General features: G+C 66.8%; 14 protein-coding genes. 9 read left to right on the plus strand and 5 right to left on the minus strand.

Translation table 11 applies throughout. The features are described from left to right. Nucleotides 1-79 precede the first annotated feature (79 nt). From ACOYYX_RS37845 to ACOYYX_RS37855, 3 genes are all read left to right on the plus strand, one after another. Entirely contained in the window at nt 80-1,801 is a 1,722-nt protein-coding gene (locus tag ACOYYX_RS37845; protein WP_422927823.1) for an RNA polymerase sigma factor, read from the plus strand. Nucleotides 1,802-2,032: 231 nt separating this feature from the next. Beyond that, nucleotides 2,033-3,958: an ABC transporter permease subunit gene (locus ACOYYX_RS37850; protein WP_422927824.1), complete on the plus strand. Its 1,926-nt coding sequence runs from the start codon at nt 2,033-2,035 to the stop codon at nt 3,956-3,958. Between the two features lie 330 nt (nt 3,959-4,288). Then, a complete protein-coding gene (locus ACOYYX_RS37855; RefSeq protein ID WP_422927825.1) occupies nt 4,289-7,213 on the plus strand; it encodes a sigma-70 family RNA polymerase sigma factor in 2,925 nt (974 codons plus the stop codon). Here the strand turns inward: ACOYYX_RS37855 and asnB are convergent. After that, the gene (gene asnB / locus ACOYYX_RS37860; protein ID WP_422927826.1) at nt 7,210-9,150 is read right to left on the minus strand and encodes an asparagine synthase (glutamine-hydrolyzing); all 1,941 of its coding nucleotides are present in this window, start codon (nt 9,148-9,150) and stop codon (nt 7,210-7,212) included. The genes ACOYYX_RS37855 and asnB overlap by 4 nt on opposite strands. 495 nt (nt 9,151-9,645) lie before the next feature. Between asnB and ACOYYX_RS37865 the strand changes: the two genes are divergently transcribed. The 4 genes from ACOYYX_RS37865 (at nt 9,646) to ACOYYX_RS37880 (ending at nt 14,977) form a co-directional block, all read left to right on the plus strand. Further along, on the plus strand, nt 9,646-10,296 hold the full coding sequence (locus ACOYYX_RS37865; RefSeq protein ID WP_422927827.1) for a hypothetical protein: 651 nt from the start codon (nt 9,646-9,648) through the stop codon (nt 10,294-10,296). Continuing rightward, nucleotides 10,286-13,030 carry a response regulator gene (locus tag ACOYYX_RS37870; protein ID WP_422927828.1) on the plus strand — a complete coding sequence of 915 codons (2,745 nt, stop codon included), beginning with the start codon at nt 10,286-10,288 and terminating at the stop codon, nt 13,028-13,030. The genes ACOYYX_RS37865 and ACOYYX_RS37870 overlap by 11 nt, the downstream gene beginning before the upstream one ends. Nucleotides 13,031-13,103: 73 nt before the next feature. Further along, complete coding sequence (locus tag ACOYYX_RS37875) at nt 13,104-14,087, plus strand: diguanylate cyclase (RefSeq protein WP_422927829.1); 984 nt, start codon at nt 13,104-13,106, stop codon at nt 14,085-14,087. A 95-nt stretch (nt 14,088-14,182) separates the two neighbouring features. Continuing rightward, on the plus strand, nt 14,183-14,977 hold the full coding sequence (locus ACOYYX_RS37880) for a hypothetical protein (protein ID WP_422927830.1): 795 nt from the start codon (nt 14,183-14,185) through the stop codon (nt 14,975-14,977). A 16-nt stretch (nt 14,978-14,993) separates the two neighbouring features. Here ACOYYX_RS37880 and ACOYYX_RS37885 read toward each other — a convergent pair whose 3' ends face one another. After that, nucleotides 14,994-15,764 carry a DeoR/GlpR family DNA-binding transcription regulator gene (locus ACOYYX_RS37885; RefSeq protein WP_422927831.1) on the minus strand — a complete coding sequence of 257 codons (771 nt, stop codon included), beginning with the start codon at nt 15,762-15,764 and terminating at the stop codon, nt 14,994-14,996. A gap of 115 nt (nt 15,765-15,879) precedes the next feature. On the opposite strand from ACOYYX_RS37885, the gene ACOYYX_RS37890 reads away from it, so the two are divergent. Both ACOYYX_RS37890 and ACOYYX_RS37895 read left to right on the plus strand, forming a co-directional pair. Next, nucleotides 15,880-16,704: a Cof-type HAD-IIB family hydrolase gene (locus tag ACOYYX_RS37890; protein WP_422927832.1), complete on the plus strand. Its 825-nt coding sequence runs from the start codon at nt 15,880-15,882 to the stop codon at nt 16,702-16,704. After that, nucleotides 16,701-17,936 (plus strand): MFS transporter, encoded by a 1,236-nt coding sequence (locus tag ACOYYX_RS37895; protein ID WP_422927833.1) that lies wholly within the window; start codon nt 16,701-16,703, stop codon nt 17,934-17,936. The genes ACOYYX_RS37890 and ACOYYX_RS37895 overlap by 4 nt, the downstream gene beginning before the upstream one ends. Nucleotides 17,937-18,062: 126 nt before the next feature. Here the strand turns inward: ACOYYX_RS37895 and ACOYYX_RS37900 are convergent, their stop codons facing one another. The 3 genes from ACOYYX_RS37900 to ACOYYX_RS37910 all read right to left on the minus strand — a co-directional run bounded on the left by ACOYYX_RS37900 (nt 18,063) and on the right by ACOYYX_RS37910 (nt 22,585). Next, complete coding sequence (locus tag ACOYYX_RS37900) at nt 18,063-18,593, minus strand: CAP domain-containing protein (protein WP_422927834.1); 531 nt, start codon at nt 18,591-18,593, stop codon at nt 18,063-18,065. Between the two features lie 734 nt (nt 18,594-19,327). Beyond that, complete coding sequence (locus ACOYYX_RS37905; RefSeq protein WP_422927835.1) at nt 19,328-20,461, minus strand: heavy metal-binding domain-containing protein; 1,134 nt, start codon at nt 20,459-20,461, stop codon at nt 19,328-19,330. 174 nt (nt 20,462-20,635) lie between these two features. Continuing rightward, a complete protein-coding gene (locus ACOYYX_RS37910; RefSeq protein WP_422927836.1) occupies nt 20,636-22,585 on the minus strand; it encodes a M48 family metallopeptidase in 1,950 nt (649 codons plus the stop codon).

Raw genomic sequence — 22,585 nt, forward strand, 5'->3', positions numbered from 1 at the left:
CGGCAAATGGAACGTCCCCGGTCCGTGCAGTATTGAAGGTGAATGCGGTTCGTCCCGGAGGAGCAGGGGAGGCAGGATCATGGTTCGCGGCGGGAACGGAGAGGTCCTGAGAGACATGGACCGCCTCTTCGGCGAGGGTTCCCTCGGGGGCGTCTCGCCGGGCCGGCTCCTCGAGCGGTTCGCGACGGGGCGTGATCCGGGGGCGTTTGCCGCCCTGGTCGAGCGCTTCGGGCCGATGGTGCTGGGGCTCTGCCGGCGGATGCTCGACGACCCGCATGACGTCGAGGATGCCTTCCAGGCCACCTTCCTCCTCCTGGTCAGGAAGGCGAGCTCTATTCGAGACGGCGAGCAACTCGGCCCCTGGCTCCACGGCGTCGCCCGCCGGGTCGCGCTCCGGGCGAGGGCCCAGTCTCATCGCCGACGGCTCCGCGAGCACTCGGATATCGAGGCACTCGCCCTGATGGAATCACCGGCCGGGGATCCCGATCAGATCGCCTTGCGCTGGGTCCTCGACGAGGAGATCGGCCGGCTCCCGGAGAAGTACCGGTTCCCGATCGTCCTCTGCTACCTCGAAGGCCTGACGCATGAGGAGGCCGCGCATCGCCTGCGCTGTCCCGTCGGCACGGTCCACACCCGCATGGCCTGGGCGAGAGCCCGCTTGCGCCATCGTCTCGACCGCCGGGGCCTGGCCCTCGCGACGAGCCCCCTCGGCCTGGCCCTCGCCCCCGAGGTCGTCCCCGCAGCCCTGGTCGAATCGACCAGGGCCCTTGTATCAACAGGAACGCTCACTCAAGCGGCCGGGAAGGTCTCGGCCGGAGCCATCGCGTTGGCGGAAGGAGTCAGACTGACCATGTTCTCGAACACGCTCAAAGGCCTCGCGGCGATCGTCGTCACCGCCTCCCTCGCCGTCGGCGGGGCCGGTGCCCTCGCCCAGCATGAGGGTCAAGTCCCGGAGACGAAGCAGGGCAAGGCCGCGGAGAAGCCGGCCAGCAACCCCGACGTCCCGCTCGGCCTGATCCGCGAACGTACGAGAAGCCTGGAGGTCCGGCAGGCCGAGTTGGAGAGGGAATTGTCGCGGGTGAAGGCCATCTTGAAGCAGTTGAACCAGGACGCCGCCGCGCCTGCCCAGGCTCCACCTCCGAGCGAAGTGGCGGAGAACAAGGCACCTACCCCAGGCGAAAGCGACGCTAAAGCCGTTCAGTCCAAACCGGCCGATCGAATTACGGCCATCCCGAAAGAGTACTTCACGCTAATCAGTCCGTCAGATAAGAATCAATTTTTAATCTGGATAAATAGCTCACAAGCCCCTGCAAATTTACATAAAAAATGGTTCCGCTATACGGCTCCACAAGGACTTAAGGCGACCCCGTCCAGTTCCACGGTTCTCGTTGCACCTTCGCTAGAAGGGGCGGAGATACGGGAGGTGGCCGTTTTCTGCTTGCCCAAAGCCGAATGGATTTCGCAGGCCCTAGATCCTCCCGCGAAATCAAGTGCGACTCCACGCATTTCTGGATTCAATGCCGAATACATCATCGACAACAAAATTTATTCGTATCATGGTTTGAACGAGAAGAAACCCTGGAGTGTGCTGGAACTGGAGAAGGGATGTACTCCTCGGGCGATCACAACACTCTGGGGTGACGGCTACGAAGACTCGAAAAACCAGTATTACTACAATAAAGAATCCGGAGAATGGCAGGCCCTGTCCTGGGATCTCATCGAATCCAAGGCCAAGGCATCCGAGAGAGAGCGTGAGGCTTCATCCAATCCAAAAGCACCCGAATCATCCATCAAACGTTGAATGGCAACTTGCTGACCTAGGCCTTCCCCAGCACGAACGGCACTGCCGGCTCGGGGACGATACCAAGCGAGAGCCCTATCACAGCCCGCCCCACCGATCGGAGAAACTTGGCCTGGAAATCGAGGGGGGATCGCGTAGAATCGAACCTACGACAAAAGTCGTGACCAACAACCAAGGCCGGGGCGATCATGCCCCGGCCGATCGAGTCTCGCGGCCGCCTGGAATCGACGCATGTTCGACAATCCCATCTTCCGCCATGAGCTGCGTCGCGTGGCCCGAGGGCGAGCCCACTACATCATCCGTGTCGCGCTGGGGCTGATGCTCCTGCTGATCGCCTGGAACGTCCAGGCCCTCTGGATAAGCGGGCGTTGGACCAACACGCGGGGGCTCTCGCTGCATCAGTTGCGGCGCTTGCCCGGCGTCGTGTTTATGCAGCTCATCTGGGCCCAGGGGGTCCTGCTCGCCGCGGTGCTGCCGGCGTGGGTGGCCGGGGCGATCGCCGAGGAGGATCGGCGGGGGAACATGCTCGAGGTCCTGACCACCCCGATCTCGAGTCGATCCATCATCCTCGGCAAGCTCGGCGCAAGGCTGGTCCGGGTCCTGATCGTCATCGGCTCCGGCCTCCCGATGGTCCTGCCGATGACGCTGCTCGGCCTGCTGGACCTGGCGGTGGTCGTCCGGGCTTACCTGCTGCTCGTGGTGCTGGCCGGGTTCGTGACGTCCCTCGCCCTGCTGATCTCGACGCTCGTCGCCCGCCCTCGCGAGGCGACCTTGCTGACATACCTCTTGATGGGGGCCTGGCTCCTCCTGCCAAAGTGGCTGGAGCCCACGCTGCTGGGGCTGCCGAAGGCCCTGTCCTGGCTGACGAAGCTCGACGAGGCCCTGCTGCTGAGCAACCCCGCATCCGCTGGCTGGGGGCTCTTCCTGGTCGTCGTCAGCCAACTCTACGACAGCCCGGCGAACGTCTCGTGGGCCTGGGCGGGCCTGGCGAAGAGCTTCCCAACAGTCATCGCGATCCTGTCCATCGCGACGGCTCTGTTTGTCGCCCTGAGCGTGGCCTGCCTGCGGCCGATCCGCCTGGGCTTGGGCAGGCGAGGCCGCGTGAAGCCCCTCGATGAGGGACGATCCCCCGCGCACGCACGCCGGCCGATCGAGGATGACCCGATGCGCTGGAAGGAACGCTATGCGTCCTCGCGTTACTCGAAGCCGGTCGCCTGGGTGACCTGCATCCTTCTCGGCATCGTGATGGCGGCGAGCCTGCTGAACCCAGCCCTCGAGGCGTTGACGGAGCAGTGGTCGAGCCTCCGGGAAGTCCACGCGGTGGTGTCGGAATGGAGGCGAGAGCAGCTCAACGAGATGTTGCGGAGCATGACCGCCTTGCTCTACCTCGTCGGCCTGGTCGGGGTCATGACCTCGGCCGCGTCGAGGATCTCAGGCGAGCGCGAGCGGGGGACCTGGGTGAGCCTCGGGACGACCCCTCTGACCGGCCTCGAGATCGCGAGGGCCAAGGTCTTCGGCACCGTCCGCGAGATGCGGGGGCTGGCCCTCTTCCTCGTGCCGCTCTGGCTCCTGGGTCTGGTCGCGGGGGCAATCCACCCGCTCGGGATCGTGGCGGCGACGCTGGGGCTGGTCGTCTTCTTCTGGTATGCGTCGGCGGTCGGCGTCCTCTGCTCGATGGCGACCCGGAGCACCGAGCGGGCCATGCTCTCGACGTTCCTGATCCTCAGCTTCACGAACCTCTTCGGCCTCTTCTTCGTGCCGCTCGAGTTGATCGGCCGGCTCGCCGGCTCGAGCACGGCAATCTACGTGGCCGGGGTCACCCCGTTCGTGGAGTGGTTCTCCCTCGCCTCCCCGCTCGATATCAGGGTGGCCATGTCGGGCATCCCCTGGGAGAAGCGCATGCAACTGCCGTTCGAACTCTGGAGCATCAACATTTACATCGACAAGGGCCTTGTCCAGACCTTCCTCGCGAGCCTCGCCCTGCACGCCCTCGGCGCCTTCGCCGCGACGAGGCTCGCGGCCCTCGTCTACGACGCCGGCCGCGGCGAGCCCCTCTCGATCCGGGGCTTCATCGAGACCCTCGGCCCCTCCCGACGGCTCCGCCAGAAGCGGGCCGAGGCCCCCGCGCTGCCAAGGGCCGCCGCCGAGTCGGCCTAGCTCATATGCCCCTCGGGTAAGGATAACTATCGCCTCCCGAAAGGGTTGGGGCGTCCGCGGCGTCGCGGCAACCCAATGGCGTCCGAACCATCGAGGCTTCCTTGTGTTCTGGGGACGGGTAAGCACCCTCGGAACGCAAGGTGACCTCGAGATTACGGCTAACTGCGGGGCATTGGGGCTAACGTCAATTGATGGCGATCAGCGGTCAACCCGGATCAGCCGAGTTGGACTTCATCGGATTCTTCCGAATCAGCGAATCGCGGCAGAGGGTCGCGGCACTTAATCATGGCGATTGTCGAGAGTCTGTTATCCTGACGAAGGACTCCCGCTATGAAGAATGCACGGTCGAGCCTCGTCCTGGGCGACCAGCTCTCTCTTCTGTACAACCTCGGTGCGGCCGGGACCTTGACCGATGGCCAGCTCCTGGACCGATTTCTGGCTCGGAGCGATCCGGCAGCCTCCGAGGCCGCCTTCGCCGTCTTGGTCGAACGACACGGGGCGATGGTCCTGAGCATCTGTCAACAGCTCCTGGGCAATTCGCACGATGCCCACGATGCCTTCCAGGCCACCTTTCTGGTCCTGGTGAACAAGGCCGGCTCGATCCGGAACCGGGAATCGGTGGGGGGCTGGTTATTCCGGATCGCACGCCGGGTCGCCGCGCGAGCCCAGGTCGAAGCCGCACGGCGCCGCCGCCATCTCCAGGCGCTGTTCGAGAACAAGCCGGCCTCGGGCGACAACGTCGAGATCATGCCGACCATCGTCAACGGGGTCGACTACAAACCCCTGATCGACGAGGTCAACCGGCTTCCGGAGTTGCTTCGCTCGCCGGTCGTGCTGCACTACTTCGAGGGGCTCAGTACCGAGGCCACCGCAATACGACTCGGATGCTCGCGCGGCACCATCCTCTCGCGCCTCTCACGGGCCCGAAGACGGATCAAGGAACGATTGGAGCATCGTGGAGTCTCATTCGCGGCACTCATCCCCACAGGGAATGCATGGAACCGATGGATCCCGCCCACGCCGGCGCCGGCCGGTTTGGCAGAGAGGACCGTCCGGGCCGCCGGCTCGCTGGGCCTGGGCAATGCAGCGATCGAGAGTACCGTTCCCGCCGCAGTCGCCACACTGTCGCGGGGGATCGCCCGATCGCTGGTTCTCTCCGAGCTCCGTGTTGGAGCCAGCATCTTCCTCCTGGCGGTTGTGGGCGTGTCGATCGGATTGGCGGCGACGCTCACCCCCGACGAGCCCCGGCGTGCTGCCTCGGGGCCGAACGGGGCGAGTCTCCCTCCCGAGGCGGTCAAGAAGGACGAGCCGCCATTGGCTCGAGAGGAAGTCAAAAGCCATCCTGTCATCTTCCGCGGTCGAGTCGTCGACCCAGACGGCAAGCCCGTTGCCGGCGCGGAGATCTTGCTCGGCCTCGCGATCGTACGAGATGAACAGGGAGGTACTCGCCGTGTGGCGGCCAGCGGGCCGGACGGCCGCTTCGAGGTTGCGGTCCCCCGCATGGCTCTGGACCGTTCCGAACACACTGGCGGGGATCCCCCGGTTCTCGCGGCCCTCATCCCGGGCTTCGGGCCCGATTGGATAAAGCTTACCTCGAAGGGCGCCCGGGATGAACTCAACATCCGGCTGCGCCGCGACGACGTACCGATCGAGGGCCGCATCATCGACCTCGAAGGCCGCCCGGTGGCGGAAGTCGACGTGAACGTCCTCCACATCTGGCACGATCCGCCCGACTTCTTGAAGAGGGCCCGAGAAAACGGCGAAGTGAGCCAAGGGCTCTGGAACGAAGCTCAGAACGGCCTATTCCTGGAGAAACCGAATCCGAATCTCCACGCACGGACCGATCGGGATGGCCGATTTCGCCTGACGGGGGTCGGTCGCGACCGCAGGATCACCCTGAGCATTCATGGGGGGGCGATCGAACGGTCCATCGCGACGATCTTCACCACCCGTGACCCCGCTTATATTCCCCTCCCACTGCCTGTCGATGAGTCGGACAACTCGCGCAATAAGCTTCTGGGGCCGCGCTTCGATCTCACCGTCCCCCCCGGCCGGGTGATCGGCGGGGTGATCCGCGACGCCGAAACCGGACGACCGGTCCCCGGCGCGAGGATACGATCCTGGGAATCCGATTTGGGATCCGATTCACCCCTCAGCGATGCCCAGGGCCGGTTCCGCCTGACCGGCCTATCCATGAACAAGGAGCACCGCATCGAGGTCGTCGTCGATGGGCAAAGCTATATCAAGGTTGTCAAGGTGATCGGCAATCCCACGGGCCCGGAGCCGATCGTCGTCGACATCAACCTCAGGCGGGGGCTCGTCCTCGAAGGGAAGGTCACGAATCGGGAGACCGGGCGACCGGTCAGGGCGGTCGTTCAGTATTACCCGTTCCGGGACAATCCGCATCTCAAGGAGTACCCGGATGCCTCGTTCTTCGACAATTCCCTCTTTGATGAAGCCAAGTTCCGGGCCGACGATAATGGCCATTTCCGCGCGTTAGTGCTCCCTGGCAGGGGAATCCTCGGCGTGCGGGCCCCGGACCTGACCTATCTCCCCGCAGAGCCGCTCGCGCCACACGTGGCCACCAACGTGCTGTGGACATCCAATTTTGCAGACAACATGAGATCTTTTGAAGCCCTGATCCCGATCGACCGAGGTGATGGAGTGAAGTCGGTCGTCGCCGATATCAAACTGGCACCGGGAATCCCGCAGCGCGTCCAGGTGGTCGGGCCGGCCGGGCAGCCGATCGCGGGTACTCGTGCATACAGCGTCCAGAGCCGCACCGGGGCCGGCGAAACCGTACCGGGCGAGGAGTTCACCTTCGTCCACCGCAATCCGGGAAAGGCGGAGAGGGTCGTCGTCTTACAGCAAGACCAGGGCCTCGGCGCCTTCGTCGACATCCAGGGAAATGAACCATCCCCAATACGGGTCCAGCTCCAACCGACGGGAAAGATTATCGGGCGGCTCGTGGACGAGGATGGTCAGTTTCGGCCGAACATTCCCCTGAGCGCCGTTTATGAGTTCAAGACGCGAGGCGATAGAACCCACATGGGGATCCTTCCCGGGGAGGGGTTGATGACCGGTCCCGACGGCCGATTCCGGATCACGGGTCTGGTCCCGAGGATTCCCTTCCTCGTCGAAGTTCACAAGAAGAATGCGCCTCTGGACGATGCGGAAGGCTATCTGAAAGGAGAAGCGTCCGTCGGACCCGGCGAAATCCAGGACTGGGGCGACGTCCGGGCCAAACATGATTAGCGCGTGCCCGAAGCCCTCGAATCGATATGCCTGCGGAACCAGAACTCGAGCATGAGCAGGGTCCAGAGCCGATAGGCGTGGTCGCGCTTGCCCTGGACGTGCTCGTCGATCAGGGTCGTGACGGCCTCGGGGCGGAAGAGGCCCCGGCCTACGGCGACGGGGTCGAGCAGGACGTTGCGGACCTCGTCCTTGAGCACGCCCCGGAACCAGCGATCGAGCGGCACGCCGAACCCCATCTTGGCCCGCTGCTGGATCGGGGGCGGGAGGAACTCGCGGAAGGCCTGCTTCAGCACGAGCTTCGAGCGCCCCCCTCGGATCTTCAGCTTGTGCGAGACGGGCATGGCCATGGCGAGCTCGACGACCCGGTGGTCGAGGAACGGGCCACGGCACTCGAGGCTGTGCGCCATGCTCGCCATATCGACCTTCGTCAGGAGGTCGCAAGGGAGATAAGTGAGGAGGTCGGCGACCATCGCACGCGTCACCTGATCGCGCTTGCTCGCGGCGCCCAGGGCGCGGTCGAGGAACGAGGTCGGATCGGCGTTGGCCGGATCCGCCTCGCCGGCCCTCGCCAGGCCATCGATCCAGTCGTCGGTGTAGATCGACGTCCGGCCCGGCTCGTCGAACTGGCAGACCCAGCGCAGGTAGCGGGCCTCGAGGGGATCCCCCAGGGCTTCGAGCCAGCGGCGGACCTTGCGCATCCGGGTCTTGGCGCGGGCCGAGGCGGGCAGGGCCCGGGCCAGCGGGCCGCTCAGGACGCCGCGAGGCCCGGCCGGGATGCGATCCATCAGCCCGGCCAGGGCCAGGGCCCGATAGCGGTCGTAGCCGGCGAAGAGCTCATCGCCGGCGTCGCCGCTCAGGGCGACCGTCACCTCCCGGCGGGTCTCGCGCGAGACGTACCAGGTCGGCAGGGCCGAGCTGTCGGCGAAGGGCTCGTCGAACTGCCAGGCGAGGGCGGGCAGGGTCTCCCAGACCTCCGGGGTGACGACGAAGGCGTGGTGCTCGGTCCCGAGGTGCTTGGCGGCCATCTCGGCGTAGCGGGTCTCGTCGAACGCGGGGTCGTCGAAGCCGATCGAGAACGTCTTCACCGGCCGGGTCGACGCCTCCTGCATCAGGCCGACGATGATCGTCGAGTCGACCCCGCCGGAGAGGAAGGCGCCCAGCGGGACGTCGGAGACCATCTGCTCGCGGACGGCCTCGCGGAGCGTCCCGCGCAGCTCCTCGACGTCCTCCTCGAACGGCCGATCTCGCTCGAGCGACCAGTCGGGGGACCAGTATTGCTCGAGGGAGAGCTTCCCCTCGTGCCAGATGGCGTAGTGGGCGGGGGGGACCTTGTACGTCCCCTCGAGGATCGTGTCGGGGTGGGGGACGTAGCCGTAGGTCAGGTAGCGATCGAGGGCACGGGGCGAAATTTTGCCGGGGACGTCGTGCTCGGGCAGGGCGAGGAGCGACTTCAACTCGCTCGCGAAGACGATCCGGGTCCCGTCGTGCCGGTAGAGCAGGGGCTTCTGCCCCATCCGGTCGCGCCCGAGGATCAGCCTGCGCCTGGGGGCGTCCCAGATCGCCAGGGCGAACATCCCCCGGAGGTGCGCGAACATCGCCGGCCCCTCGTCCTCATAGAGGTGGACGAGGACCTCGGTATCCCCCTGAGAGCGGAGGTTGTGCCCCCTGGCCTCGAGCCGACGCCGGAGCGCGGGGAAGTTGTAGATCTCGCCATTGAAGACGGTCCAGATCGAGCCGTCCTCGTTGCTCAGGGGCTGATGGCCGCCGGCGACGTCGACGATGGAGAGCCTGCGAAACCCGAGCGCGACGTGCTCGTCGCGGTGAACGCCCGAGTCGTCGGGCCCCCGATGCACGATCCGGTCCATCATCGCCGCGAGTTGTTCGTCCGACAGCGGCCGGCCGGAATTGGTCCAAGCCGCCCCAGTGATCCCGCACATGGACTCAACCCTCCGGGTGCCCGACGACGTCGTCGCGAAATGCAAAGGGGCCGCAGGACCCGCCGTCTCGGCCCCTCGCGGGGCCCTGTCAAAGCTCGACCTTAAATAGGTTCGGCTGCGAGATATTGAGGCCCCCACGCCTCGACCTCCGACCGGGCGGCGCATCGCCTGAGTCGGGCGATCGGCGATGCGCCCGGGACCCGATCTCGACGCGGAGCCTCATCCTCGAACGGTTCGGGATCGTGCCGGCTTCTGACGCCTGGCGATCGTCGGATCTCCGTACCATTGTGGGACTTCTCGCGAGGCATTCCTAGCCCTGCGTGGGCGAAAGGGCCATGAATAACGGGCCGATCCACGAGGATGCCGCGAGGTCACCGAAGCTCATCGGCGAGTGCACTCAAGAGCCGCTGCCGCTTTTTCTTCAATCGACAGAATCGTATTCTATGTTAGGTTTAGTAGAGGCGAAGTCGCCCCGTTATCTCAAGGAGCGCCGTCATGTTGCGGAACAGGATGGCGTCATTCCTGCTCGTCCCAGCCATCGTCGCCTGGGGAGGGGCCGTGGCCATCGGGCTGGGAATGGTTCACGCTTACGACTTGAGCCCGGGAGTCATCGGGCCCGCACCCGCCAGATGGCCGGCCGAGAGCGGACTCAGGCATGATACATCACGCATGAATCTGATCATGTTCGCCCATCCTCGATGTCCTTGCACTCGGGCCAGCCTCGCCGCCCTGTCCGAGTTGATGGATCATTGCCGCTCCTCCGTCTCGGCCGAGGTCCTCTTCTACGAGCCCTCGGAGGTGCACTGGGGCGAGGCCGAGCTCTGGCGAAAGGCCAGGGCGATCCCTGGCGTCAAGGTCCGGGGCGATCGGGACGGGGCCGAGGCCGAGCGATTCGGGGCGATGACCTCCGGGACCGTCCTCCTCTTCGACCCTACTGGCAAGCAACTTTTCATGGGTGGGATCACCGGGGGACGCGGGCAGTCGGGCCCCAATGCCGGGCTCGCGTCGGCCATCGCCCTCGCCTCCGAGGATCCGTCGCAGAAGTGCCCGAAGGCCCATCCCGTCTTCGGCTGCCCGATTCAGGACGTCCCGATCGCGAATGCGACCGAGGAGGAAGAGAAGAAAGGAGGGGGACGTGGGCTTTGATCCGAACATAGAGCCGACCGACACGATGATCACCGAGCATGCGGACGTGATCTTCCGCGAAGACCTGGATCGGATCGCCCGCCGCACGGATCACCTCTTCGCCGGCCTGCTCGCCTTCCAGTGGCTCGCCGCGATCATCATCGCCTTCACGATCTCGCCGAAGGCCTGGGCGGGCACCGCGAGCTGGATCCACATCCACGTCTGGGCGGCGCTCGGCCTCGGGGGCCTGATCGTGAGCCTGCCCCTCGTCCTGTCCTTCCTGCGCCCTGGGAAGGGCTCGACCCGGCACGTCATCGCGGCGGCGCAGATGCTGATGGGGGCGCTCCTGATCCACCTCACGGGGGGGCGGATCGAGACCCACTTCCACATCTTCGGCTCGCTGGCGTTCCTCGCCTTTTACCGGGACTGGCGCGTCCTGGTCACGGCGACGGTGGTCGTGGTCGCCGACCACGTCCTGCGGGGGATCTACTGGCCCCGGTCGATCTACGGCGTCTCGGTCGTCGAGCCCTGGCGCTGGTTCGAGCACTCCGGCTGGGTCCTCTTCGAAGACCTCTTCCTCGCCCAGTTCTGCCTCGAGAGCATCCGCGAGATCCGCCAGGCGGCGACCCGCCAGGCCGAGATCGAGGCGGCCCGCACCCGCATCGAGATCGCCGGCCGCGCCCGGGCCATCGAGCTCGAGGCGATGGTCGCCGAGAGGACCGGAGAGCTCGTCCAGGCCAAGGAGGCCGCCGAGGCCGCCAGCCGGGCCAAGAGCGAATTCCTCGCCAACGTCAGCCACGAGATCCGGACCCCGATGAACGGCATCATCGGCATGACCGAGCTGCTCCTCGACACCCAGCTCTCCGTCGAGCAGCGCGAATATCTCGAGCTCGTCGGCTCGTCGGCCGACGCCCTCCTGACGGTCATCAACGACATCCTCGACTTCTCGAAGATCGAGGCGGGCAAGCTGCACCTGGACCTCGCCCCGGTCGACCTCCGCGAGAGCCTCGGCGACGCCATGCGCACCCTCGGCTACCGGGCGCACCAGAAGAACCTGGAGCTGGCCTTCGACATCGCCCCCGACGTGCCCGACACCCTGGTCGGCGACGGCGGGCGGCTCCGCCAGATCCTCGTCAATCTCGTCGGCAACGCGATCAAGTTCACCGAGCGCGGCGAGGTCGTAGCGACGGTCGAGCTCGCCTGGCGCGAGGGGAATGAGGTGGTCCTGCGGTTCGCGGTCTCGGACACCGGCATCGGCATCCCGGCCGACCGCCAGGCGGCGATCTTCGCCCCGTTCGAACAGGCCGACGGGTCGATGACCCGCAAGTACGGCGGCACCGGGCTCGGCCTGGCGATCTCCTGCTGCCTCGTCGAGATGATGGGCGGGAAGATGGCGCTGGAGAGCCGCGTGGGCGAGGGGAGCACCTTCTCGTTCACGGCCAGATTCGAGATCGCCGCCGAGCGGTCGAGCCGCCCCCTGCCGACGGTCGACCTCCACCACATCCCCGTCCTGATCGTGGACGACAATGCCACGAACCGCCGGATCCTCCGCGACCTCATGACCCAGGAAGGCCTGCGCCCCACCGCGGTCGAGGACGGCAAGTCGGCCCTCTTCAAGCTGAAGCGGGCCACCGCCATCAACGACCCGTTCCGGCTGGCGATCTTCGACGCCATGATGCCCGAGATGGACGGCATCACCCTGGTCAATCGGGTCCGGGAGGACAACAACATCCCGTCGATCCCGATCATCATGCTCTCGTCGGCCGGCCAGCATGCGGACGCCGCCCGTTGCCGGGAGCTCGGGGTCACGTATCTGACGAAGCCGGTCAAGCACTCCGACCTGATGAAGACGATCGTCAACGTCCTCTCCAAGGCGACCCAGGCCGAGCAGGAATCGGCGGCGAACAACGCGGCCCAGCAGCCCGCCTCGCCGCAGCACCTGCGGGTGCTCGTCGCCGAGGACAACGCGGTCAACCAGACCCTGGCCATTCGCCTGCTGACCAAGCAAGGGCACGAGGCCACCGTCGTCGGCGACGGCCGCGAGGCGCTGGAACTGCTCGAGGTGCAGCCGTTCGACATCGTCCTCATGGACCTGCAAATGCCCGTGCTCGACGGCCTGGAGGCCACCGGGATACTCCGCGAGCGCGAGCGGGCCACCGGCGGGCACCTCCCGGTCATCGCCATGACGGCCCACGCCATGCGGGGCGACCGCGAGCGCTGCATCGAGGCCGGCTGCGACGACTACGTCTCCAAGCCGATGCGGGCCAGGGACCTCGCCGAGGCCATCGAGCGCTGCCTCGCCCGGTTCGGCAAGGCCCGGTCGAACGCCAACGGCAATGTGCCGGCCCAGGCCGCCGCGCCCACGCCCCCCGTGCCGGCGGCCTCGACGTCCGTGATCGACATCAAGACCGCCCTCGCGGGGGTCGATGGCGACGAGGACCTGCTCCGAGAGCTCGCCCAGATCTTCCTCGAGGACAGCCCGAGGATGCTCGAGACGATCTACGAGGCCGTCAGCCTCGGCGACCCGTTCCGGCTCCAACGCGCGGCGCACGCCTTCAAGGGTTCGGTCGCCAACTTCGCGGCGGGGGCCATCGTGACCGTCGCCCTCGACCTCGAGAAGATGGGGCGCGACGGCCAGCTCGCCGACGTGGCCCCCCTCATCGACAGGCTCCGCGCCATGACCGACACCCTACGCAACGAGCTCAACGCCTTCCTGACGACCGACCCATATTCCTCGACCCTCTCGTCAACCTAGTCGGGGGATTCTAAAATCGGTTAGATCCCATCTCGAAGAAATAAGCGGACGCCCCCTTATGTAAGCCCAAAACATGAAAATCCTGATCGCGGAAGACGAGCGGGTCTCGGCCCTGAGGATACGCAGGTCGCTGGAGAAGCTGGGGTATGAAGTCACGGTCGTCGACAATGGTGCCGACGCCTGGAAGCTCATCCGGGCCGGGGGCGTGGAGCTCCTGATCTCCGACTGGATGATGCCCGAGATCGATGGTTTGGAGCTCTGCCGCCTGGCCCGTGCCCAGGCGGATGCGCTCTACACCTACATCATCCTGTTGACCTCCCGGAGCGCCAGCGAGGACCGGGTGGCCGGGCTCGAGGCCGGGGCGGACGACTTCCTGACCAAGCCCCCCGACACCGGCGAGCTCATCTCCCGGCTCAACGTCGCGCGCCGCATCCTGACCATGCAGGAGCAGTTGCGGGCCCACTCCGCCCAGCTCTCCGAGCTCCAGCTCGCCCTGGCCAGGCAGAACGCCTTGCTGGAACGCCAGAACGCCCTGCTGTTCGAGCGGGCCTCGCTCGACGGCCTCACGGGCCTGAGCAACCGCAGGCACTTCGAGGCCGAGCTCGCGAAGCTCATGAGTCCCACGGGCCAGTTCGACCAGACCTTCTCCCTGATCTTCCTCGACATCGACAACTTCCGGTCCTACAACGAGCGCCTCGGCCACCTCGCCGGCGACGATGCGCTCCGGTCCCTGGCGGACCTGCTCCGCAGCCAGCTCCGGGCCGACGACGTGGTCGCCCGCTATGCCGGCGAGCGCTTCGCCATGATCCTGCCGAGGACCGGCGAGGCGGAAGCCCGCGAGATCGCCGAGCGCGTCCGCCTCGAGGCCGCGAGGCAGGGGGGCTCGAACCCGATCACGCTGAGCCTGGGCGTCGCCACGGCCGCCTTGCCGTTCCCCGAGCCCCCGATCTTCGTTCAGGCCGCCGACCGCGCCCTGGCCCATTCGAAAGCCCAGGGTCGAGACCGCGTCACCCACTTCAGCGAGATCGCCTCGGCCCTCCCCGTCACGCAAGGCTGATCGATCGACGATGGATCCCGGCGGGCCGACCCCCTAGACTCGTGGGTCGATCTGCCGCCAACGTTGATCGCCTCGACGCCAAAAGGGGGCCGAAGATGCCCGCGTTCCTCAGGTTCTCTCGGATCGCGCCGATCCTGCTGCTCCTCGGCCTCTCCACGCCCGTCGAGGGCAACGACCCCGACCCCATCTGGTCGAGGACCTTGCCCGGAGGGGCCACCATCGAGGTCGTCGGCATCTCGTTCCACCCGTCGACTCCGAAGTCCTGGTGGAAGCCGGACGGCTCGCCGTTACCCGGAGCCGTTTGCGACCCTTCGGGCACGAAGATCAACGCCGATGATCCGGCCGACGCCCTGCGGCACCGGGTCATCGTCGTCCGCGTGACCGGGCTCCCCAAGGGGGCCGAGTATTCCTGGAGCGTCCGCGAGTCCAATAGCGGCTCGCGAGGCCCCGCGCGGCGGAACGGCGTCCCAATCCCGGACCTGCACGAGTCGGTCTCGGGCTTCCCCGACGACCTGCCGACCTGCACGATCGGGTTCGAGGTCGCCGACGGCCCCTGGCAGACCGTCGAGAGTTCGCAAGGCAACTCGGCGCACAGCCGGGCGGACGGCCCCAGCACCATCTTCGGGGCCGCGATCGCGACCAAGGCGGGGACGACCATCTCGGTCGCCCATAATCTCCAGGAGCTGCCCGTCCGGATCGTCGCGGTCGACGACGATGGGGTCGAGCACGAGGCGAGCGGTAGCTCCGGCGGCGGAATCAGCACGATGTCCCTGATCTCGGCCGAGTTCAAACTCAGCCCCGACAAGATCCGCGAATTCCGCCTCCAGAGCCGCCCCTTGAAGAAGGCCGAGATCCCCAACGTCCCCCTCATGCCCATGCCCGGGCCTTGATCCGCACGAGCGGGCGTCAGGCTCGCGGTCGCTCCCCTCGCAGGACCGTGATGCCGGCGGCGATGTAGGGAGTGAGGAGTTCGTCGGGCGTATCCCACTCCGTCACGAGATGAGTCAATTCGCCCGTCGTGGCCACCGAGTAATGGGCGAGGGTGCCGAGTTTCTCGGCGGAGGCCAGGGCGACGACCTCGGCCGCGCCGGCGATCATGGCGCGTTTGACCGGGGCCTCCTCCATGCCGGGGACGGTCACGCCGAACTCGGGGTGCAGGCAGCAGACCCCGAGGAAGCAGATGTCGGCGCGGATGTGCCGGAGGGACTCGACGGCCTCGGCCCCGACGACGGCCAGCGTCTCCTTGTTCAGCTTCCCGCCGACGATCGCCACCTCGACGTTCGGATGCTCGGCGAGGACCGACGCGACCGAAGGGCTCGCCGTGATCACCGTGGCCCGCAAACCCGGGGGCAAATGCCGTGCGACCTGAACCGCCGTCGTCCCGCTGTCCAGGATCACGACCTGCCCGTCTTTGATGAGGCGGGCCGCCGCACCCGCGATCGCCTCCTTGGCCGCGGGCGCCACCCGCTCACGCGCCGCGAACCCGATCGGGGTCTGCGAACGAGGCAGGGCCCCGCCGTGGACCCGGTGGAGCATCCCTTCCTCATCCAGCTCGCGGAGATCGCGCCGGACCGTGTCGAGCGAGACGCCCAGCTCCCTGCTCAGATCCGACGCCAGCACCTTGCCATCTCGACGTAAGAATTCGAGGATAACCAGCCGCCGCTCACTCGTGAGCATTCCGGATTCCGCCCGAGTTTGCGGCTTTTCCATTGATGTTACCCGTTTCTGCGCCTATTATCGTGTTGTTGCAGGGAATTGCTGCATTGTACCCGATTCTCTTCTGGAAGCCATGATGAGAAGGATTCGGCTGGTCGTAATCGACCTCGATGGGACCTTGCTCGGCCCCGATCATCGGATTCCGCCGGTCAACGCCCGAGCGATCGCGGCGTGCCGGGCGGCCGGGGTCCAGGTGATGCTGGCGAGCGGGCGGATGATCACCTCGGTTCGCCCCTATTGCATGGAACTGGGCCTCGAGGGGCCGCAGATCACGCTCAACGGCGGGGCGATCGTCGACGTGCCCGACGGCGAGGTCGAGGCGCTCGCGAGGCTGCCCGAGGACGTCGTCCGCTCGATCGCCGAGGGCCTGAAGGCTCGCGGCATCCCGTTCGTCATCATGGGCCAGCGCACCATCTACGCGCTGCCGGGGACGGCCGAGTCGGCGATCCTCGAAGGCTACGGCGAGCCCGAGGCGGTCGTGGTGACGGACCTGGGCCGCGAGCAGGTGCCCGACCCGGTCAAGCTCCTGGCCTTCGCAGCCGACCCGACCTGGGACGACGAGCTGACGGCCCTCTCCGAAGGGGTGGCCGAGACGGTCCGGACGGGCGGCGGATTCCTCGAATTCATGGTGCCTGGAATCAGCAAGGGGACCGCCCTCGAGGAAATCCTGAGGCGCCACGACATCCCCCGGGATTCGGTCCTCGCGATCGGCGACTATTACAACGACCTGAGCATGTTCGAGGTGGCCGGCATCAGCGTCGCGATGGGGGACGCCCCCTCGCCGATCCGGGAGGCGGCCGACTTCGTCACGGCCTCCTGCATCGAGGGGGGCCTGGCCCAGGCCCTGCACCGGCACGTCCTCGAGACCAACCACGACCTCCCCACCGAGGTGTTGCGATGACCGGATCGGGCGGTTTCGAAGTCCGGCTGCAGCGTGCGGCCGTCGGCACCTTCTTCTTCGCCCTCGGGGGAGCGGTCGGTAGCTGGGTCTCTCGGATCCCCGAGGTGCAATCCGCCCTCAAGATCGGGGAGGGGACGCTGGGCGTCGCCCTCCTGATGTCGGCCGTCGGCGGCCTGATCGCCATGCCGCTGGCCGGGGCGCTCGCCCCTCGCGTCGGGACGCGGAACCTTGCGACGCTCGCCTCGCTGATGATGTGCGTCATGCTCCCGATGATCGCGGTCGCGCCCAAAGCCTGGGTCCTCATGATCATCCTGGGCGTCTATGGCGCGTCGACGGGCGTCATGGGCGTGACCATCAATGCCCTCGCGGTGCATGTCGAAGGGCTCGTAGGCCGGCCGATCCTGTCGTCCTTCCACGCCCTCTTCAGCCTCGGCTGCCTCGTCGGTGCGGGCATCGCGTCGCGCCTGGTCGAACTCGGGATCAGCCCCCTGACGTCGCTGGGAGGCGCGGGGGTCGTGCTGGGCATGAGCATCCTCATCGCCCTCGTGAAGTTGCCGACGGCCTCGGCCGGTTCCAAGACCAAGGGGTTGAAACGGCCGCCGCTCGGCCTCGTGATCCTGGGAGCGCTGGCGTTCCTCGCATTCGTCGGCGAGGGGTCGATGGCCGACTGGAGCGCCCTCTACCTGCAGAAGTCGCTGGCCGCGACCCCCTCCGTCGCGGCGCTCGGCTTCGCGGCCTACTCGCTGGGCATGACCACCGTCCGATTCATGGGGGACCGCCTGACCCGGATCCTCGGCGACGAGGCGGTGATCCGCGGCGGTGCAGGCCTCGCGGCCGTCGGCCTGGCCTGTGCCCTGATCCTCCGGCATCCGACGGCCGCCATCGTCGGGTTCTCGCTGGTCGGCGCGGGGCTCGCCAACGTCGTCCCCATCCTCTTCCGCGCGGCCTCGCGCGTGCAGGGCATCGCGCCGGTGGTCGGCATCGCGACGGCCTCGACGGTCGGCTACTTCGGCTTCCTGACCGGCCCCCCGGTCATCGGCATGGTGGCAGAGGGGTCGTCGCTCACGATCGCCCTGGGCATCGTGACCATCGCCATCGCCTGCGTGGCCGCCGCCGGCGGTGTCGTCCGTAACGAGAAGCCCCCTCGCGGGATCGATCCCGATTTCGATCCGTCCGTCATCGACCCCGCCCCTCGCGAGGCGAACGTCCCCGCCGCCAGCGAAGTGTCATAAGAGGCGGCTCGGAGAGGTTGAACAAACGACGGCCGGGTGATGATTCGATCATCGCCCGGCCGTTCGTCTTATTGCAGTACAGCCAGAGTCCATCAGAGCATCGAGACTACAAGACCGATTGCGGGCTCACTGGGCGTTCATGGTCCAGTAAGGTCCGGGACCAAAGGCGATACCAAAGCGGCTGGCGGAAGGGTTGAGCATGTTCGCGCGGTGCCCCGGGGATTCCATCCAGGCGGAGGCGACGCTGTTGGCGTCCGGGGTGTTCCAGGCGCAGTTCTGGAGGCAGTTCGGGTTCACGTGATGGCCCAGGCCGCGGTTGGCCTGCTCGGCGTTGTTCTGGGCCGCCCAGCCCGCGAGGTCGGGCTCATAGGAGAGGGGGGCGAGGCCGGCCGAGGCGCGGTATGAGTTCAGGATCGCCGCGAAGCCGTAGGGATCGGCGGGGGCCTCGGGGGGCCGCTTCGAGTCGGGGTCGACCCGCCAGAGGCCGGCGTGCGGGCCTTCCTTGATCTGGTAGCCGTAGCCCCAGACCCCTTGCTTCTCGAGCCAAACCCACTGCTTTTCCGGTCCCTCGTTCTGGTCGGCAAAGGTCGAAGAAGCCAACAACGTCGTGGCGGCCAGGGCAAACATCGCCGTGAGGATCCATGTCGTGCTGCGCATGAGTATTTCCCCTTATCTCGCCCTCGCGGGGAGAGCGTTGGTCGAGTGGAAAAACCCGGCAACCTGGCAGGGCGCTCGCTCACGTCCTTGTCAAACTCGGCGCAGACGGCGATCGTCGCCCGGATAAACCTGGGCTCGCCGCACCCCTTCCGTGGACCTGGGGAGGCGCTGGGAGGACTCTCGGATTAATGCATCACGAAGATCGAGGGACCATGAGGCTCGGCCCCTCCTCAAACTCGCATCGGCTGGGTCGCCGACGGGCCACTCTTAATGCAAAGAGCGGGCCAAAGTCACTGCACGGGTCAGAAAGGCCAAATTCACCCTATTACCCTTCGGATTACAACAATCTTGCCAATTACAACCCAACAACTACACCCGGCAAGCTCAACGCAGACGATATTTTTTACAAAGCAACGATGCAATTTCGGGACTCGTTGGTAATACCACCAAGACTCGGCTTGACGCATGGCACACCACCCGAGTGATGGTTCGGCTCGACCGCCTCCAGGGGCGCAGCTTCGATAGATCGACACCCTCGCATTTCTCGAGGTTCATCCAACATTCATTCAAGTTCGAGCCGGTTGCCGCAACATCGAAATGGCACCGAATGCCAAAGGATGAAGCCGGCCGAGCGGCACCGCCGAGCCATCTCGACGGCCACGCCAGGCCGGCCTCTCGCTGCATCAAGCGGTCCTATCTTCACGACTCCTCGTCGAGGGAGATGACCATTTGAGTTACTTGCGGTCCAGCTCCCGCGGCTTCGGGGCGCCGGGCATCTGGTTCGTCTGGTCGAAGAAGGTGTCGCGGTCGCGGATGATCGCCTGGGGCAGGAGGTAGTCGGTCTCGGTCCGGACGGCCGTGTTCTTGCGGATGGCGGTGCCGATGGCCATGACCTCGACCAGGCCGCTGCCCAGCTCGTAGATGTAGACCTTGATGCCGATCACGCCGTCGGCCTTGATCTCTTCGGCCTCGGCCTTGATATGGGCGAGGCAGTTCTCCCGGGCGTCGTAGACGAGCCGCGTGACCTCGTCGATCTCGCCCCTGGCGAACGACTGGAAGAAGGCCGAAAGCCCGCCGAAGAAGCCGAGGGCATAGACCGACGTGCCGAGGAGCAGGCGCAGGGGCGAGTAGCCCATCTGCGTGAGGTTCCAGAGCTCCTCGCCGTTCAGCTCCGAGGTCACCGGGCGCTTGGACTGGCCGAGCGCGGGGTTGTACGAGCCGGTGCCGACCATGAGCATCTCGCGGACGCCCGGGCCGAACGGGAGGATCTTCGTATTGATGTCCACCACGGCGTTGCAGCCGCGCTCGGCCGCCTCGGTCTCGATCCGCTCGAGCGCGAGATGGCGCGTCTTGTTATACATATCCGAAAATTCTTTGATCTCGCCGCGCCTGGCGATCATCTTCAGGCCGCCGGCCAGGCCCCGGCCGAGGCCCAGGGCATAGGCCACGTTGCCGATGACGAAGTGCCTCGGCGCATACCCGGCGTCGGCCTGGCAGAAGAGGTCCTGGCCGGTGCAGGCCGTCGAGAAGAACTCTTTCGACTGGCTGTTCCCGTGGATGGCCGAGCCGACCGCGAGGAACTCCATCAGGTTCCCGACGGGCTTGATCTCGGAGGCGACCCCGGTCAGCCCCTGGGCGCCCAGCTCCTTCGCCTCAGTCTCGAGCCGGCCGATGGCCGCGTGGCGGCCGTCGGAGATGAGCTGCGTGACGCTGGCGATCTCGCCCCCCGCCAGGGTCTTGAGCCCGCTGGTGATGCCGCGGACCAGGCCCAGCGAATGCACGCTGTTGCCGACGACGATATTCCCAGGAGCCCAACCCTTCTGCGCCAGGCAATAGATCTCATTGCCCGACAATCCGCTCATGAGCATCGGAAATGCCCCTTCTCGAGAGAACCGACGTGTTTCCGGCCGGGTTCACTCATCAGTCCCCGGCATGACAAGAAGTGATTCGCGGCAAGCGGCCGGTTCTTGCGAAGGTTGTCCCGCCGTCTCCCGCCCGGAGCCTTGCACATGCGGGTCGAGCCCCGACATCTCCGAATACCTTCAGGCGTGCGAGGCGACCTCGGCCGAGGCGAGCAGGGGGGGCATCGGGCAGCCCAGCGAATCCGAGATGGCTCGGAGCATCTCCCCCTCCTTGACGCTCACGCGGCCGTCCGCGCCGATGCACGAGGCGCAGCCCTCGAGGACCTGCTTCTTGAGCGTAGGGGACGCGGCCGCGAGCTGCCCCAGCGCGACGTCGATCTCCGGGATCCCGATCGGCGCCTCGAACTGCGGCGACGGGGTCGCGTCTCGCCAGCCGAGGGCCTGCGCCCCGACCTCGAACCCGCGAGCGACGCCCTCCGGCGTGTCATGCCCCACGCGAGCCAGGGCCGAGAGGATCACCGAGACGGGGCCGACCAGCGACGGGGCCGTCGTGAACCTCACGGCGGGGGGCTTCGCCTTGGTGACCAGCGAGACGACGTGCTGGTAGAGCAGGCGCTGGAGGGCGTACTCGAACAGCGTAGTCTCCTGATCGGCCTGGATCAGGACGTCGACGCTGCGTAGGAAGTCGTGGAGCTGCGCGGGGGTCATGCGACGGAGCGCCGGGGCGGCCAGTTCCACGAGGGGAAGCCTCGCCTCGGGGGCGAGCCGCGAGACCTCGGGCAGGATCATCCGCGTCTCTCGCACCGAAGCCGGCAGGACGTGCTGCTCGAGCCAGCCGAGCTGCGAGCCCCGGACCGACTCGTCCGCGTCGAGCAGCAGGGCAAAGACGACGGCCTGGGCACTCAGGGGGTCGCGGACGGCCTCGGTGAGCGGGCCGGAGAGCGACTCCAGGAGCCCGGCCGCGTAGGCGAGCTGCGCCGGGGCGATCGTGCCGATCTTCGTGATCGCCTCGACGGGGTTGAAGGCGTCGACCCTGGAGACGGCCTTCTTCGAGGGTGGCCTGGGCGACTCGGCCTCCGACTCGATCGGGGTGAGCTGGACGGCCGAGAAGTCGCCGTCGAACGATGGGTCGATCCGCCGGATCCGTTCCACCAGGGGAGGATGCGTGGCGAGCATGCCGAGGAAATGGCCGAAGCCCTCGCCCGAGCTGCCGAAGAAGAGGTGGCTCGCCTCCTCGGCGTGCGGATTCTCGATCTTCGAGCCCTCCGACAGGGCGCCGATCTTCTTGAGGGCGCCGGCGATGCCGTCGGGATTGCGGGTGAACTGCACGGCCGAGGCGTCCGCGAGGAATTCGCGCTGGCGGGAGACGGCGGCCTTGATCAGGTTGCCGAAGAAGACCCCCGAATACCCGATGATGTAGAGGGCCAGCCCGATGAAGGGGAGGACGTTCTTCCCCTCCTTGCGGTCGTCGTTCCGGCTGCTCCCGTCGGTGCTCCTCAGGATGAGCCAGCCCGTCAGGCCGATGAGCAGGATCCCGAAGAGCACCCCCATCAGGCGGATGTTGAGCCGCATGTCGCCGTTGAGGATGTGGCTGAACTCGTGGGCGACGACCCCCTGGAGCTCGTCGCGAGAGAGGTGCCGCACGCAGCCCGAGGTCACGGCGATCACCGCGTCGCCGGGCGCGTGCCCGGCGGCGAAGGCGTTGATGCCTTGCTCCTCCTCGAGCAGGTACACCGGGGGTACCGGCACGCCCGAGGCGATGGCCATCTCCTCCACCACGTTCAGGATCTTGCGCTCGTCGGGCCCATTGGCCTCGGCCGGGTTGAGGAGGCGCCCGCCGAGCAGCTCGGCGACGGTGTGCCCGCCCCCCGAGAGGGCGGCGATCTTGTACAGGCTCCCGCCACCGACCAGGCCCGAGACCCCGACCGCCACCAGGCCGAAGAGCGCCGGGTCCCAGAGGTGGTTCAGGCCCGGGGCCGACCCGTGCTTCCCTTGCGTGGATGACCACGTCAGGATCGCGGCCAGTGCCACATACACCGACACGATGATCACGACGACCGCCAGGATGAAGTAAAAGACCAGCACGCCGGTCTTCTTCCGGGCGACATCTTGGTTCTGGAAGAAGTCCAT

Source organism: Singulisphaera chitinilytica (genome assembly GCF_049331405.1).
In the GTDB taxonomy this organism is placed as follows: Bacteria; Planctomycetota; Planctomycetia; order Isosphaerales; family Isosphaeraceae; genus PoT.